Source organism: Capnocytophaga sp. HP1101, from assembly GCF_054772415.1.
The window spans coordinates 457,010-473,204 of the sequence record NZ_BPUU01000003.1 but is presented as its reverse complement, the minus strand read 5'-3'; the positions used below and the strand labels follow the sequence as shown (position 1 = coordinate 473,204).

At 32.9% G+C, this 16,195-nt stretch carries 12 protein-coding genes; all 12 read right to left on the bottom strand.

All coding sequences use genetic code 11. The features are described from left to right. The coding region (locus RCZ04_RS03295) for a hypothetical protein (RefSeq protein WP_460484533.1) at positions 1 to 988 on the bottom strand (988 nt) is incomplete at its 3' end. 1 nt (position 989) lies between these two features. Then, the gene (locus tag RCZ04_RS03290) at positions 990 to 1,412 is read right to left on the bottom strand and encodes a hypothetical protein (protein WP_460484532.1); all 423 of its coding nucleotides are present in this window, start codon (positions 1,410 to 1,412) and stop codon (positions 990 to 992) included. Positions 1,413 to 1,517: 105 nt separating this feature from the next. Then, on the bottom strand, positions 1,518 to 2,216 hold the full coding sequence (locus RCZ04_RS03285) for a hypothetical protein (protein ID WP_460484531.1): 699 nt from the start codon (positions 2,214 to 2,216) through the stop codon (positions 1,518 to 1,520). Next, on the bottom strand, positions 2,195 to 2,569 hold the full coding sequence (locus RCZ04_RS03280) for a hypothetical protein (protein WP_460484530.1): 375 nt from the start codon (positions 2,567 to 2,569) through the stop codon (positions 2,195 to 2,197). Before RCZ04_RS03280 ends, RCZ04_RS03285 begins: the two co-directional genes overlap by 22 nt. A gap of 1 nt (position 2,570) precedes the next feature. Then, complete coding sequence (locus RCZ04_RS03275; RefSeq protein ID WP_460484529.1) at positions 2,571 to 3,398, bottom strand: hypothetical protein; 828 nt, start codon at positions 3,396 to 3,398, stop codon at positions 2,571 to 2,573. Between the two features lie 8 nt (positions 3,399 to 3,406). Continuing rightward, positions 3,407 to 3,883, bottom strand: coding sequence for a hypothetical protein (locus tag RCZ04_RS03270; protein WP_460484528.1), 477 nt, complete (start codon positions 3,881 to 3,883; stop codon positions 3,407 to 3,409). 18 nt (positions 3,884 to 3,901) lie between these two features. Continuing rightward, entirely contained in the window at positions 3,902 to 4,369 is a 468-nt protein-coding gene (locus RCZ04_RS03265; RefSeq protein WP_460484527.1) for a hypothetical protein, read from the bottom strand. A 131-nt stretch (positions 4,370 to 4,500) separates the two neighbouring features. Continuing rightward, positions 4,501 to 4,986 carry a hypothetical protein gene (locus RCZ04_RS03260; RefSeq protein WP_460484526.1) on the bottom strand — a complete coding sequence of 162 codons (486 nt, stop codon included), beginning with the start codon at positions 4,984 to 4,986 and terminating at the stop codon, positions 4,501 to 4,503. A gap of 1 nt (position 4,987) precedes the next feature. Next, positions 4,988 to 10,012 (bottom strand): hypothetical protein, encoded by a 5,025-nt coding sequence (locus RCZ04_RS03255; protein ID WP_460484525.1) that lies wholly within the window; start codon positions 10,010 to 10,012, stop codon positions 4,988 to 4,990. A 5-nt stretch (positions 10,013 to 10,017) separates the two neighbouring features. Beyond that, positions 10,018 to 13,302, bottom strand: a complete 3,285-nt coding sequence (locus tag RCZ04_RS03250) for a T9SS type A sorting domain-containing protein (RefSeq protein ID WP_460484524.1) — start codon at positions 13,300 to 13,302, stop codon at positions 10,018 to 10,020. 46 nt (positions 13,303 to 13,348) lie between these two features. Then, positions 13,349 to 13,858 (bottom strand): LptM family lipoprotein, encoded by a 510-nt coding sequence (locus RCZ04_RS03245; RefSeq protein WP_460484523.1) that lies wholly within the window; start codon positions 13,856 to 13,858, stop codon positions 13,349 to 13,351. Positions 13,859 to 13,877: 19 nt separating this feature from the next. Further along, positions 13,878 to 15,920, bottom strand: a complete 2,043-nt coding sequence (locus tag RCZ04_RS03240) for a fibronectin type III domain-containing protein (RefSeq protein WP_460484522.1) — start codon at positions 15,918 to 15,920, stop codon at positions 13,878 to 13,880. Positions 15,921 to 16,195: the final 275 nt, after the last annotated feature.

The following is a 16,195-nucleotide window of genomic DNA, read 5'->3' as shown; positions in this document are numbered from 1 at the left end:
TAGGCTCTGAAACATAGATAATTTCCTTGGTGTTGATGTCTAAAATGCCAAATTGTAATTCTTTGTCATTATAAAAATACAATAAATCTCCTTGTAAACTTGTATTTCCATTAACCCCATATTTTTTCAAGTTCATTTTTTCCATTTTATCCCACATACCATATAGCATAGGAGTTATTTTTTCTTTATTGAGGTCTATTTCAAAAAATCTGTCAGCTATTAAACCGATAATTATTCCTTTTTTATCATCCAAAATAAATTTTGCACGATAAAAAATGTAAAACTCTTCACTATCTACATAACTATCTACTTTGCCTAATAAATTCCCCTTGGGTATCCCTAGAATACGATGTTTCAATTTCCCAGTTTGAATATCTAAACCAATAAATCCACCTCTTTCTATATAAACCCAAAGGATATTGTTATATATTCCTACAATTTGTTCTACTTCATAGTCAAATTCTTCATCTGTACTGTAATCTTTACCTTTACCAAGTGAAGCAACAGGAAACTCCCATAGATGTTCTTTCTTTTGAATAGAAAAAGCTCTGATAGACATCACATCATCGTATATTTTATTCTTTTTGTATATATATATATATATATCCATTTGGAAAAAACTTATAGAAAATTTGTCAATTTCACCTAATACTATGAGATTTTCTTTTCTATCTATAATAGCAGTAATATCCTCTAGATATTCATTTGAATATTGTGTTTCTAAATAATCGTTAGATAAATACAAAAAAACTTTATCTTCTCCCTCTTCTACCAACTCCAAATTTTCGTCAAAAATTTTGTAATTATTATTCCATTCAGAACAATAGAACTTATTATTAAACGTAACAAGGGGGCTTAGTGGCGTTTTATAAAGTATTTGTTTTTTTTCACCACATTGAATTTCACGTGATGTATTGATATAATAGGGTTTGCCTTTATAAATAACATAATCTCTTACATTATCTATTTTAGAATTTAGTTTAAACATTTTATTGTGATTTTATAAAGTTATAAAGTGGAGAATTGGTGTCTTTTATTAGTAGTTTAAATACTTCTTCTCTATCTTTATTCATAAGTCCTAAACTTTTCTTCAATTCAGGGCTCATAATCTCTAAAATTTCATCACTATTACGTTTAAACAATTCTTTAAAAGCTTGTTTTACTTCATTTATATTAGCTTTATTACTGTTAATCACATAAGCTAAATCATCAATATTCTTTAGATCTCTTACTTGTAAATAGCTTTCAAATTGTTTGATAAAACCTTTATCATTAGCTATTTTACTCCAAGTTTCACTATTATAACTCTTGAACTCTTCAAATAATGGTAAACTTCTATTGTTTTCTCTATTGAACTTCACGTCATAACGGCAGTTGGCACAGATATCATCTAAACCTTTTTCAAACTTCATATCTAAATGCTCAATGTTTTCAGGCGTATATTTTTTAGGGTTTTTCTATGCTTACTAAATAAAAGTAAAAGTAATAGAAATGAAATTAGTATGATAAAACAAGAACTATTCTTCACGTTCAAAAATATGCAAAGTATCATTACTATCTAAGATATACACTTTATTCCCTGAAACTTTTAAATCTTTAAGCTGAGTAACCCTATCATCTCGTTCACCTACTGTAATAGGTTCTGAAATGTATACAATTTCTTTGGTATTGATATCTAAAACACCAAATTTCAGTTGATTAAAGAGGGAAAAATACAATAAATTATCTTGAACAACATAATCTTCTGCGGCGTCATTTCCTTTAACATTGTATTTTTCAAATTCCTCTTGTAAACCATACTGAGTAGCAAAAGGAGGTTCTTGATTTAAATCTATTTCAATATAAACATCAACTCCTAAACCAAAAATTTTTCCTTTTTCATTGTCTAAAAGATAATCACTTCTAAAAAAACCTTTGCGGTCTTCATAAGAACTGGTAATTGTTTTTCCTATAGCTTGGTGAAACTCAGGAATACGATATTTTAACTTTCCTGTTTCAATATCTAAGCCTATGAATCCTTTTGCATTTAGAAAAACCCAAAGAATATTATTGTATATACCTATTAAACGTCTTACTTCAAAGTCTTTCTCCTCATCAGTATAAGGGTTTTTATGCTTCCCTAATAAAGAAAGAGAAAATTCCCAAAGAAATTGCCCTGTGCATATTTCTATTCCTTGTATGTTATTTTTGTTTTTTAAAAAATATTTTTTTTCCACTCTAAGAATTTAAATATTCTAAAATTCAGTACATAGTGAAATTCATTATTTTTTATATCAAAAACAGCTGTCTTTTTATCTTTACTAACTAATAACAAAGAATCAGAAATAACATCTTTAATAAAAATATCTTTTAAGAATCTCACCTCATTTTCCATTATCAAATAGGTATTCCCATAGATATCAGGAATGTAAAAATAAGGTTCTTTATAATTTAAGAACTGCAAAGATAAAGGAGAAATCAGAATAGAATGTCCATTTTCACCTATAACTTCTTTCCCATTGCTAAAATATAGTTTCTTATCTACTATAAGAAAGTTATCTACATTACTAATACATTGTACTTCTTTCATATCACTGCGCCTTTACAATATGTTCAACAATATCACTAATCTTTTCATTTGTTAAGTCTGATATATTATCTATATCTAAGCTTTCACTAAGATTTTTATTCTTTTTAATAATTTCAAAGAACTCACTTCTTTTATTCTTAAACAATTCTTTAAAAGCTTGCTTTACTTCATCTACATTCGCTTTTTTAGTGTTAATTACATAAGATAAATCTTCTATTTTATGAAGGTCTCTTACTTGTAAGTAGCTTTCAAATTGTTTGATAAAATCTTTGTCATTTGCTATTTTATTCCAAGTTTCACTACTATAGCTCTTAAACTCTTCATATAAAGGCAAATCTTCATCATATTTTCTGCTAAACTTTACATCATAACGGCAGTTAGGACAAATGCCGTCTAAGGTATTTTCAAACTTCATATCGAAGTTTTCAATGTTTTCAGGGGTGTACTTTTTAGGATTTTTATTAAAAGCTGATAACATATGCTGAGTACCTTCACGCATAGCGGCATTGCTACTTAAAGCGCCTTCTTCTATTTTTTTCCATAAATCAGGACGGTTTCTAAAAGTATGGGCTACTTCTATATAGTTTTCGAGCATCTCATCTATGGTGCGACCTCCAAAAATTTTCCTTCCTGCTTCTCCACAATTGCCACAAGGAGCATCTTTATATTTCTTCAAGAAATTTATTAGTCCTTGTTCACCTCCAATAGCTTTTAGTTTTTCAGCATTTTCAGGGGCTAATTTTTTCCATAAAAAGAAATTCTCTTCCGCTTTTGTAGCAAAACTAAGAAAGAAACATAAGACTAATGTGATGATGATACTGTTTTTCATAGGAGTTTTTAAAGATCAGATTCTTTTTCCCAATCTACTTTTAAGACTTCCGTTTTGAAATCTTCGTAAATAGCAAAGGCTTCAGTTAGAATTTCTTCTAATTCTTGATAATTTTCAAAAGAAGGCATAAATATTTTAGATTCTTTTTTTGTTTCAAAATATTTAATGTCTTCATATAAATTTCCAAATGTACCTCCTGTTATAAAAACGTCTTTTTTCAAATCTGTAATGCCTATAATTAATTCAATTATACTATATTTTAGGCTAAAATTGAAATAGATTTTGTAAGTTCCTATTTTTACTTGAAATTTAAAAAAGTTATTTTTCTTGACAAAAGAAATCTTATACCCAATTTCCTTTGCTATTTCTAAAACTTTTTCATTCAAATAGTTAAATTCATTTTTAGAATGAAAGTTTTTACTCAATTTTTCATATCTTTCAACGAAAGATATTTTTTTATAGATTTCATATTCTTTATAGGTCATTTTATTCAGGTCTAAATCTTATTGTTCCCAATCTACTTTTAAGACTTCAGTTTTGAAATCTTCGTAAATAGCAAAGGCTTCAGTTAGAATTTCTTCTAATTCTTGATAATTTGAGTAATAAGGTCTTGGTCTTATCTCAAAACTTTTGTTCAACATTTCCTCTAAAATACTTTCCCAAACTCCCCAACTTAGTTCAAGCATTTGTTTATTTAGTTTAGCACTCCACACAAATTGTAAAGCTCCAGTATAAGGAATTATATTAAACCCAATTGTTATTAAATTACTCTTGTCTTCTATTTTAAAAAAACATTCTTTTTTGGAATATTTAAATTTTATTTCCATTTGATTTAATAATAAATCAATATCTGAAATTGATTTACTATTTATACTATTTTGAAAATCAGAATATTTATTACATATTTCTAAATATCTTTTTCCAAAATTGATTTTTTGCAATACTTTTTTTAATCTAATGTCTATACTCATAAATTATTCTTTTAAAAATATAATTTCTATATTGTATTTTTTAGCTATCTTCTTGTAATCTTCAATTTGATTAAAGGATTTATTACTTTCTGGAATTTCCAAATAGTGTTTACCCTCTAAAACTTTTCCTTTTAATTCATTTTGGTATTGACTTTATTAAAAGAAGTACTTATATTTTTTTGAATTTCCTCAAAAAGAGAAATCAGCTCTCCAATTAGGTTTTTAAACGAATTTAGGTCATAAAATTTAGGACTACTTATAGGCATTCCCCAGTTAGTCATTAATTGAACTAAAAGACCATACCCCCCCCCCCCCTTGATATTATATTTATCATTTCTGATACTGATATCAAAATGAATGATGTTGTACTTGATAGAAATTCCTATCCTATAACTGAAATTATCTTTTAGGAAAAAGTCTGAAAAATATTGCTCCTTATTCTTTTTTTTTACCGAATAATTTAAATCTTGAAATGTAGTTATTATATCTTTAGATGATATCTTATAATTTTCATCTTCTTTATCATATTTTTCCCAGATGTTTCTATATTTATCAATAAAATCCATTTCAAAAAGGATTTTCTCTATTTCAGGTTGTAGTAAATCTTCTTTTTTCATTTTATTCAGGTCTAAATCTTATTTCTATTCCTTTTTCTTTTGCTATTTTAATATATTCTTCAATCTTATCAAATTTTTTATTGCTTTCAGGTATTTCTAAAATCAATTTAGAATCCATAGGAAGTTCTTTATTTCTAATAAGATCGTATATTTCTCCCTCTTTTTTAGTTGTTATCTTTTTAGGGGGAGCATATTTATTTCTTAATTCATTTAGGTATTTTACGAATGTATCTTCTTGAATATCTGCTAAATCAGTTGCTTTTCGGGATATAATTTCTTTTGTGTATGGATTGTATCCATCGATAAATTTTCCATTATCTAATTGAACTTCCCAAGCAGGATACCATTCTTCTTTCCAAGCCTTTTTATTAAATTCATTTCCTCTTGCCATAGGTGAATCGTTTAACCAATAGTCTCGTTCTTTTTTCCAGCTTAGACGGTCTCTTGCTGATTTAGATTCTTTAGATTTTCTTGCAAGGTATTTTTGATAATCTTGTTCTAAGGCATTATCAATAAACTTACCTTCTTTTGATAAAAGTTGTTCTATTTGTTTTCCAGTTTTTCCTAAGTTATCTAACTGAGTGTTTATAGAATAAAGGTCTAACTGTTTTTTAGTTTCATCTAAAAAGGCTTGGGTTTGTTTGTTGTCAATAGTTGTAGCAATATAAAGCTCGTTAGGGGCTATATCATTTATGTTTTTGTAAACTAACTCAACCTCGTCGTTGTCAGCTTTTTTAGCTACGACAACCATAATTTCCTCATTGAGAGCTTTTGCTCCTCCTCTTATATAGGCACCACTGGCAAGAGGCAAGATAGCTCCAGCTGAGTAAATTGTTAAATTAGTAGCATCGTTACGCGCAGAGGCATAGGCGGCACATAGAGGGTCGGTGAAAATATCAGCCCCTGGAATAAGGCTTATGATATCTAAAGTGCCATAAACGGCATCGTCTAAAACCTTTAGTTTTTCAAAATCATAAAAGACTTCAGGAGGGAGCGTTCCTTTTTCTAAGGCTATTTTTACTTTATTCTTAAACTGCCAAGTATCAACTGAGTTTTGCCATAGGTAGAGAGGATAATTAGGTGTTTTGTCTATTCCATAATCCATATACACCTCTCTAAACCTGCCTAACTGATGAATGTCTACTTCTTCCCAAAGTGCTTTATTTTTCAATCCATCTTGTGCGTATTCAGCTTTTAGACTTTTTATAAGAGCTTTTCTGTTTTTATTTTCACAATTCTGATAAAGTTCAGGATAATCACTTGTATAAACACAATATTTATTTCTTCTAAACTCTTTTGACTGATAGAAAGTTAAATTTTTAATAAAAGGATAACCTCGTAAGTTTTCTTTTGACTTATAGGTATAATTTCTTACACTTCCATCAGCATATTGATAATATTTATTCATTATCAAAGGCTTAGGAATATCTTGATATAGGGTAAGAAGTTTTTCAAAAATGGAATTCCCTTTATATTTGCTTCGGATAATGCTATTATCTGTCTGGGCAAAACTTATTGTATAGCAATTTAGTTTTTTAATAGTACCTTCTTTGAAAATAGACTCATATTCAGAGGAAGCTACCACTAAATATACTAACTTACGATCAGACTTATTGCCAGAAACACCCTCTATTGCTTTTTGTGCTAAATCGGAAAGTATATGCTCTGGTATATAGGAATTTTTTCTTAATGGTAAAAATGTAAGTACTACATCTATTTTTGTATAATACGATAATAGATGTAATTTTTCCTCTAACTCATAAAGTTGTTTTTCAGGTACATTAGTTACAAAGTTATTTACAATATGGTTGTATTGCCCAACGGCAACAACTTCTTTTTTTCGTGAAGTTGCTATTTTTTTAATAGCATTTGCTAAATACTCTTTTAAATCTTTACGATATTGTTCTATTTCAGCAAGGTCAGAGGTTTTAATTACTCTAAAATTGTCACAAGGATTGACTGTCGGGTTAGCATTGGTACAGGTTACTGTATTTACAAAAGTAATAGGAGTTACTGTAAAACTAACAGTTCCCTTTTTATCTTTAATATATCTCCAAGTGGTTTTATAGTAAGTATCACTACCACAAAAATTACCTGTTCTATATAGATAAATTTCTGTTTCATCATTTATTGATGTTTGATAATCAAGTTTTAAAAAGAGTCCATCTAAATTTTTATAACCTACAAATTCTTTATTAGAGAACTCGGCGTAGTAGGCTTTTTTATCTTCTCCTAAAATTGCGGGCAAAGCTCCTTGTGGTATTTCTGATAGTTCCTCTCTATCAATAGCTGTGATATGGGATCTATCATATTTAAAAGGTCGCCAATCAGGGGTAAGCCATATTTTACCTGCAAACTCTCCCTCGCTTTGTTTTTGAAAAATACCTATTTTAAATGCAGGGTCGTTGATTTGCTTCCAATCAGCAAAGAGGAGGGCTTCATCGGAGGTGTAGTCCATTAGGGAGGGGACATTACCTTGTTGTTTTTTCTTGAATGGGTGTGCTAGTTTAAATATTCCGTGCCCCAATTCGTGGGCGAGGGTTCTTTCGGTTTGGTCGAATACAAAACCAAACTGTCCACCGAGTGCCATATAGCCTCCTTGTCCGGTACTGCTCTTGGCATTGGTAATAAACACGTAATAGGTATCGTTTGCTACCTTTCCTGTGGCTTTATAGGCATTGATAAGTGCCTGTTGCGACGGACTGTAATCGGTAAGGTCGCCAAATACATCTTTGGTTTCCAATACACCATCACTCAAATAAGGGGTAATGTCAAAAGGTACTGCCCAAGTGATATCTAAAGTTACTCCTATCTTGCTATAAATAGATTTTACTCTATCTATATCCATAGAAGTGTTTTCGGAAGTGGGTACAAGGATTACCTTGGCAGTTTTAGGTGAGAGGTGTACCAAGTTAAACACTCCTGCGATTTGGTATTTCTTGCCCTGTTTGATAGTAGCTTGTACTTGCTCTACTGCAAAGCTATGGAAACCTTTGAGGGTAAGCAAAAAGTCGTTAGAACCTTCTACTCGTTTGGATTTGATGAGTGCGCCTTTATCGGTTTTGAAGATAAGGCTATCAGCGCTAATATTCTTATCGGTAATCTGTACTTTGGCTAAGAAAGGTTCTGTTTCACCTTTTACCACCGCTTTAAATGGAATGTACTTGCCGTCAAACTTTTGGTAGTCCTTATTATAGGCTTTGGCAGGGACTTCATAAGCGTATTTAGAGTCGACTGTATTCTCAAAAGTTACCTCAATACCTTTGGCGGTAAGGGCTGTAGCCTCACCGTTTTGGGTAACACCATTGGTATTTTCTTTGGTAGGTTTGCCTCCTTGAGCTACTGTTTGAGGTTCAGATACTTTACCGTCTTTATCTATGTAATATATTTTTTCTTCAGTGGTAGTTTCTCCATTGGTAGTAGTGGTAACTTTTCCCTTAACAGTGGAATCATTACCTCCAAAAGGGAATACTTCCTTGCGACCGTCTTTACCTGTAACTACTATTTCACCATTGCGAGTTTCTACCTTTTCAATCTCAAAAGGTACGTTTATCTCATAGGATTTTTTACCTTGACCTGTGAGGTTTTCTATGAACTGTACATTTTTCCAATCGGCATCATAAGTAGTTTTCACTACTCCGTCTGTGAGCTGGTAATCACTGTTGATTTTGACGTTTTCAAATTCTACTGCCAGCTTAGTATCGTTCAAGTAAGGCACTTTTATAAAGCCTTTACCTGAAAATACACCATTGCTACCACTCACCTCCAAAAGGGTAACCGCAAAATCACCTGCGGTAAACACTTCATTGGTTATTAAACTATTGAGAGGCTTTTGGTTTGTAATCGTTATTTTGGGTACAATTCCGCAGTTATACCCTTGCTCAGTGGTGTTGGGTGTTTTCTCTATTTTGAAAGTCTGTATATCTGAATACACATAGCTGGGAGTAATACCATAGCGTTCGCCCTCGCAAGAAGCTCCTACACGAAACTCGTACTCACCCGCCTCCAAGTTGGCGATGAGGGTTTGGGTATTTCGGGTAAAGGTCTCGAACCACTGTGCGCCTTCTACGTTTTTCTTACGGTATTGGATATGGTATTTTTGATGCAGTGTGTGCCCTTGCCAGAGTAGTTTGGTACGACTTTTACCCTGCTGTTCGCTTAGCAAAAAGAGCGGTTTGCTACAGTTTACGGCGTAGACAAACGTGTGTACCTCGCTATAACCATTGTTTTTAAAGACACTATTTTCTGCCAGTCCACCTGTGGAGATAGCTCTTACGCGCCAAGCATAGCGTCTGCCAGGGATGAGGTTGGGTTTGCTCACATCATAGACGAAGGTGGTCATTCGCAAATCGTCTTCTTTGAGTATGCGTCGACTTACTTCAAAAGCAAAACGAGGGTCGAGGGTAGGGTCTAAAATCTCACGTAATTCAAAGGAATAGGTTACATTGGTCGCGTTGATTTGGCGAGGTGTCCAACTGAAAATAATGTTTTGAAAATCGGTTACAGCTACTTGCTCATTATCAGAGGGAATATTCAGAATTGGGGGGTCATTGAGCATTAGATAGGCAATGGCGCAATGACTTTGGGAGAGCCAACGACCACTGAGCACATCTTTTACCCTAAAGCAGAACGAGTACATCCCATCGGGCAAGGCAGAGGCGTATTGTTGTGAGGTGATACCTTGCAGGTTGCGCAACTGGAAGTAGCTTGCCAGCTCGGCATTGGTGAGGCGAAGAATTTCGCCTCCACTGATACGCAAGGGTGAAACGCCTGAAAGTACAGGGACTGAGGCTACTGTAAGTCCATTGCCTTTAATCTCTACATATAATTGTACGGGGCGGTTCTGTACACTTAAGTCGGTAGTGATGAGTTGCAGTTGTACCTTATTAGCCATAGGGTTGGCATAGTCGGCAATCTTACTACTATACGGAGGTGTGAGCACAGGCACTACCTGCACAGGGTAGGTTTGTGCTATGAGCTGCCACGTTGTGAGCAGAAAGAGGAATATGTAAGAGAATAGGCGCATCGTACTTAAGGAATGATAATGATTTTTTTACTTAATCGTTGGTAAGGAGTTTCTAAAACCAATATATAGGTAGCAGCTGGTAGTGGGTCTTGAAAATCAACCCAGTGTTCAGTAGCTGAAGCTGAGTTTTTCTCGCTCACTAATTGCCCTGTGATACTATATAAACGGAATTTGATAGCCCCTGCTTTTTCTAAAACTACTTTTGCTTTGAACTTGCCATCGTTAGGGTTAGGTGCTACTTCAAATTCTCTTACAAAAGCCTCATTGGTTTTTTGAGTTTTAGGCAAATCGGTAGCGGGTTCTACAATGATATTCTTGTAGAACGACTCAAAACAATTACCTTGTGTTTGCTTGATACCTATACGGTATTCACCTTTTGCTTTGAAGATGAGAGAGATATAGTCATCATTTTTATTGGTGATTTCAATAGCTTCATTTTCGGGTACTAACCACTCAGTAGTTTCTCCTTTAGGACTACTGGTGTTTACTAATATTACCTCTTCATTCTCATAGGCTTGGGTAGTGAGTAAGAACTCAGAAGCTATTTGAGTATTTGCACTTTCAATGGTAATAGCATCTGTTGCTGTACAACCATCTTTAGTAGTTACTGTAGTAGTATATGTACCTTTTTCGGATAAAGTTACCTGAGGTGTATTAGAAGAAAAACCATTATCACCAGTCCACAAGTAAGTAGCTTGTGGATCATTAATAGCTATATTTAAGGTAAGTGTTTGTCCGTTGCAAAGCGTGCGATTCTCTCCTAAGTCAATCTCAAATTTAGGAGGGTTTTCAATGGTAAAGGTTTTGAAATGAGCACAGCCTTGAGCATCAGTTATTTTTACCTTATACTCTCCTGAGGGGAGGTTGTTTATATTTGCTGTTGTAGCTCCTGTATTCCACAAGTATTGATAAGGTGCCGTACCTCCCTGCACTGCAAGCGCTATAGCGGCATTATTAGCATTATGGCAACGAAGTGGGGTGATAGTACCCGTAACCGTAAGGCTATTGGGTTGCAGAACAGCCGTACTTCCTTGTACCATACATCCTGCTCCATCTTTGATTTCAACTGTATAAGGCATAGGTAGCAAGTTTTCGATGGAAGCGGTAGTAGCTCCATTAGACCACAGATAAGTATAAGGAGGCGTGCCCCCAGTAGGGGTAGCGGTAATTTTACCATCGTTACCCTTGCAAGTAGCATCTGTTTTTTGGAGGGAAAGGGTTAATTTGGCAGGTTCTTTAAGCTCATAGACTACATCTACCACTTTGGTTACTGTATGGGTGTTGTACTCACCCAATACAATACCATTGGCATCTTGTATATTAATAGCGTATTTGCCAGCAGAAAGATTTTTGGCAGTATCAGCCTCAATAGGGAGTGTTACCCAATTGCCATTATTGTCTTGTTTTTTCCAAGTGTAAATGTAAGGCTTACCACCATTTTGAGTACCTGTAAAAGGAGTTCCTCCTGAAGCCTCAATTTTCAGTTCACCATCCTGACTTTCATCGCGCTGACCGTCATAAGGGTTTTTATCCTTTTCGTCGCCAAATTCATTTTGGGAGTTGCAGGAGATGGGGTTTGAAAGTTCTATAGAAGCTTTGAGGGGTTGAGGCTCTGTAAGTTCTATATATGAGTTTTCTATAGAGCAACCTTCTTTATTAGTAGCTAATGAATAATTTTTATCATAAATTGTAAAGTTATAAATACCTTTAGGTATATTTTCTAAAATAATATAAAAAGCATTATTTACAAACTCAGTTGTAGCCAAATGCATTATTGGTTGAGTACCATCCTTTAGTATTTCAAAGTCATAAGAATTATCGTAATAGAGAGTTCCTCCTTCTATTTTTACTACAATTTTACCATTACTTGCTCCATTGAACTTGGGGTTTATTTTTTCAGTATAAGTTATTGTAAGAGGTTTTTCAGGTTCAGAAATAGTGATATGCGTGTTTTTGATATCACCTAAAACAATTTTTCCTCCTGCATAACGTTGTATTTTAGCAACACATTTATTCCTATCACGAACATTTACAACATAAGTACCTTTCTTTAGATTCTTTATTATGGTAGAGTGATCATTATTAGGGAATGCAATCCATTGATTGTTATTATTAAGTTCATATTCAAAACCATTTTCTGTTCCTCCAAAAGCAGATAAAACGATACTACCGTCTTCTCCTCCTTTGCAGTATACATCTGTTTGTGAAAAACTAAAATTAACAGGATTGCTTTTCTGAATTGTAAAGTAATAAAATTGATCACTATGAGGAGAATATGATGGATTTCCTTTATATTTTCCTATTAGTTTCAGCTTATAATTCCCTGCAGGTAAGTTTTCAATAGTATATGATTTATTATTTTGTAACTGAGTGATGTTTTTGTAATTATTAGGAATGGGGTGATTGTCTATATCCGTAATACTAAAAGACATATTTTCATATTCTTCTAAATCACGATCAAAAAAGAGTGTAATTTTACCATCTTCACTATCATAACAAGACGTTTTACTAATAGATTGATTGATAATATGGGGGAGAGATTTTCGATATGTAAATTGAATTTCATTTGAAAGTTTACACCCCATATCAACTCTTATTGCTACATTCTGATTTATCTTATTACTTGGTATAAAATCTTTTCCTTTTATTTTTAAAGAATTTTTCTTTTGATATTTAGTATCAAAATTCTTCCATCCTTCACCAATATCATACTGCCATTGATAAAAGTCTTTATTTATTCCATCAATTTCAGGAATAATAAGATAATCATCATCACCAAGTATATCTGAGCGAGAATCCCGAAAAGAAAGATTTACCACTGGATAAATATACAAATTAAACCACCCAGGTTGATTTAACCCTAATTTATAAAAATCATAAACTCCCCAAAAGCAATATTTTTCAATCTTTACACTCTTATTTTCATTATCCTCTTCCTTACAAAATCCCAAAAAAGTTTCTCCTCTAGATGTTGTTATGATATCTATTTTTAAAATTTTATTAGATTCTTTGAATGTAACTTCTTCTCCAAAAGGAACACCTTTTAAACCATGCCCTATATTAGGATAAGGAGAATTACCTTGAGCAAATACAAAAGGAGTAGGATAACCTTTTTCATAAATACCAACAATATGCTGTAATCCCCCTGTTATATTATTTCCACAAGGGCTTCTTGTAAAACCAACTTTCCCTTTAACAGACATATTATAATGCGCTTCTCCATTTATATATAACTGAGGATAAACAGAGTACAAAGTAAAAAAGAGGAATATGGTAAATATTTTTTTCATATAAGAATAATACATTCAGTGTGTTTTTAGAAGTAAATGTTATACTTTATTTCACTTTTACATAACGATTTAGTATTTTATCAGTTTTTGGATTATGAAAAGGCTTCTCTTCGTCAGAAAGATTTGTATAATATTCAAAATAATCATCATTTACAGAAGCGATTTCTAATTTAAAAAGTTTTGACTCTTCGTGTCCTTCTACATTAGACATAATAAGGTAATTCCCCTCTACTTTCCAATTCATACTCTTTTTTGTCCAGTCATTCCCATCCTGACAATCAGAACTCGGATCAAGTAGCCAATTTCCTTTTCCTTTGGCAAAAAATTCCAAAGAAAGGCATTCACTTTTCTTCTCTACAAGTTTATTCCCTTGTGCATCAACATCTATTTCTAATGAAGATTTCCACTTCCCTATCAACTTTTGTTCGAGGGAGTTCTCTTTCTCTTTAGGTTGTTCTTGAGGTGGGGTTTGAGGTTTAGAGTCGTCTTTTTTTCCACAAGCGTTGCTTGCAAATACGGTTGCTACTAAGGCGATTAAAAAAAATACTCTTTTCATAGTGTAAGTGTTTAAAAAACTAATAATTAACTTCTACTTTTTCACCTTGTGTGGGTTTTCCATTAGCTAATGAAGGTAAAAAGTAATATTCATATATCGTATTGATATGTATTTCTTTATCGGTGATGTGTTGTTGCTTGAGGGGGAGTACTTTCCAGAGCGAGGGTGGTGTACCTTTTACATTTTTGTAAATCTGAATCTCAATTACTTTAGCATTTTTTTGATATTTCCAAAACAAAGAGATAGAACGCGCATTTCTATCAGCTACAAAATCTACACTTTTAATTACTTTATCAGCTCTTATAGGTGCTTTTATGGTTATGGTTGCATTGTCTGCACTTGACCATAACCCTGCTTTGTCCTTTGCTTGAATGAGATACTCATACGTTTTGCCACTTTCAGTAGTTTCATCAATAAATGTATTGATTTCTTTGTGAAATACTTGTAGTGGTTGCCATTTTTCTGTTCCTTTTTCTCTTCTACTTAGTGTATAGCTCTCTACATCATCACTTGAACTGCTTATCCAATACAGTGTTATCTTTCCGTTTTCGGTAGTGAAATTATTAAAAATAGGAGCAGTAGGCGGGTTTTTATCAGGTTTCTCAACTACTATTACTTCAGAAAAAGGAGAGCGATTGTAACGCAAATCTTCTGCTAAAATTTTGTAAAACACCTTTTTATTAGAAAGAGAGAAACTCACTGTATCACGGGCTGTATTTTCAGTGATGATATGATTAAAGATATCTACAAATTCTTCTTTATCAGTGTTGGCTCTCAGTACTCTATAGCCAGCTAAATCTGCTTCAGTATTAGCTTTCCACGAAAGAGTAACTACACCTAAACTATCAATTTTTCCTTGTAGCCCTATAGGTCGGGCAGGAGGAATAGAATCGGATGGTTGCACTAAAGTACTATGTGAGAAATGTCGTTTTTGTTGTTTATCGACTGAGGCTATTTTGAAGTAGTTAGACGCTGAAAGTTTCTTATAAATCAGTTTTCTGTCTTCTTTTTTGATATTGTCCACTACTTTTTGATAGTTCGCATCTTCTTTGGTATTGTGCCAAAGTTCAAATTTTTCAGTAGCTTTTTCAGCTTCTTTAGGGTATTCCCAAATAAGTTCTACCCCGTCGTTAATGAAATTATAATCGGATATACGAGGGACAGCTGTAGTAGCAGAAATCCCTTGTACTTTTATAGGGGCTGAAGGACTACCTTTTTCGCCAAAGGCATTGATACCATAGATGCGAAAGAAGTAAGGCGTATCATTCGTTTCTAAAGTAGTCGCATAGAACATTTGTTTTTTACTTGTTCCATTCATATCTACAATAGGTGTTGAAGAAATGGGCTGAAAGTCAGTGCCATTTTCAGAACGTTCTATAATATAAGAAGTATATATATCTTTCAAATAGGTAATCCCCCACGAGAAGAGCACCTTTTTATCATCGGGAATAGCTGTGAAATCGTGAATTTTAGGAAGTGTTTCAACATCAGAAAGCCCTACCATCACCGCAGACGACTCTATTTCGGGCATTCCGAGAACTTCTACCTGATAAATATAGGTTCCTCCCGCTTTTACATCGGTATCTATAAATCCCCAACCTGCTTTCTGAGCTGCTACAAATGACATATCTGCTGCAAAAAGAGCAAAAGTATGACGCTGGTTTAGTTCCTCTGCTATATTTACAATTTTAGATATACCATTTTTACTATCTTGTTCTACAGAAAAAGATTCACCATATAGTGCCTGAGCAATGATAGCACCATAATTATCTTTTTGAATGAAGTCTATCCAATCTTCTTGTTTATCAGGTTTTAGAGTGGCTATAGTTTGTTTTTCAGGGTTTTCGAGGAGATTACCATCTTTTTTGAGGAGTATTTTGTGAAGAACAAAGCCTTTTTGATTTGCTTTCTGCCATTCAATAGGAGTATTTACCGCCCAACGGAGCAGTATTCTATCTTTTTGAACGTAGGACTTGAGCATTACTGAAGGAGTAGTATCAGACAATTGAGCAAAAGACCAATTTACTACCCAAAAGCAGATAAGAAATAAGGCTTTTTTCATACTTATAGCATATCAAAAGTATAGTAATATTTTAAACGCCACAAAATTATACATTTATTTTTAAATTACAAATATATTCTCAAATAAAATTGAAATATATTTTGTTATAAAAATACAAAACTCTGTAATTCAATAAAATATAATTTATATCTTATTCAAAAAAGATATAAAAACCCATTTCTAAAACACTTCATAAATGTATTTAATTTATAAGAATTGTTTCAATTTTTCTCTATCTCGCCGTTAATTGTGTAATCTAAAAGAATGTTTTTTGA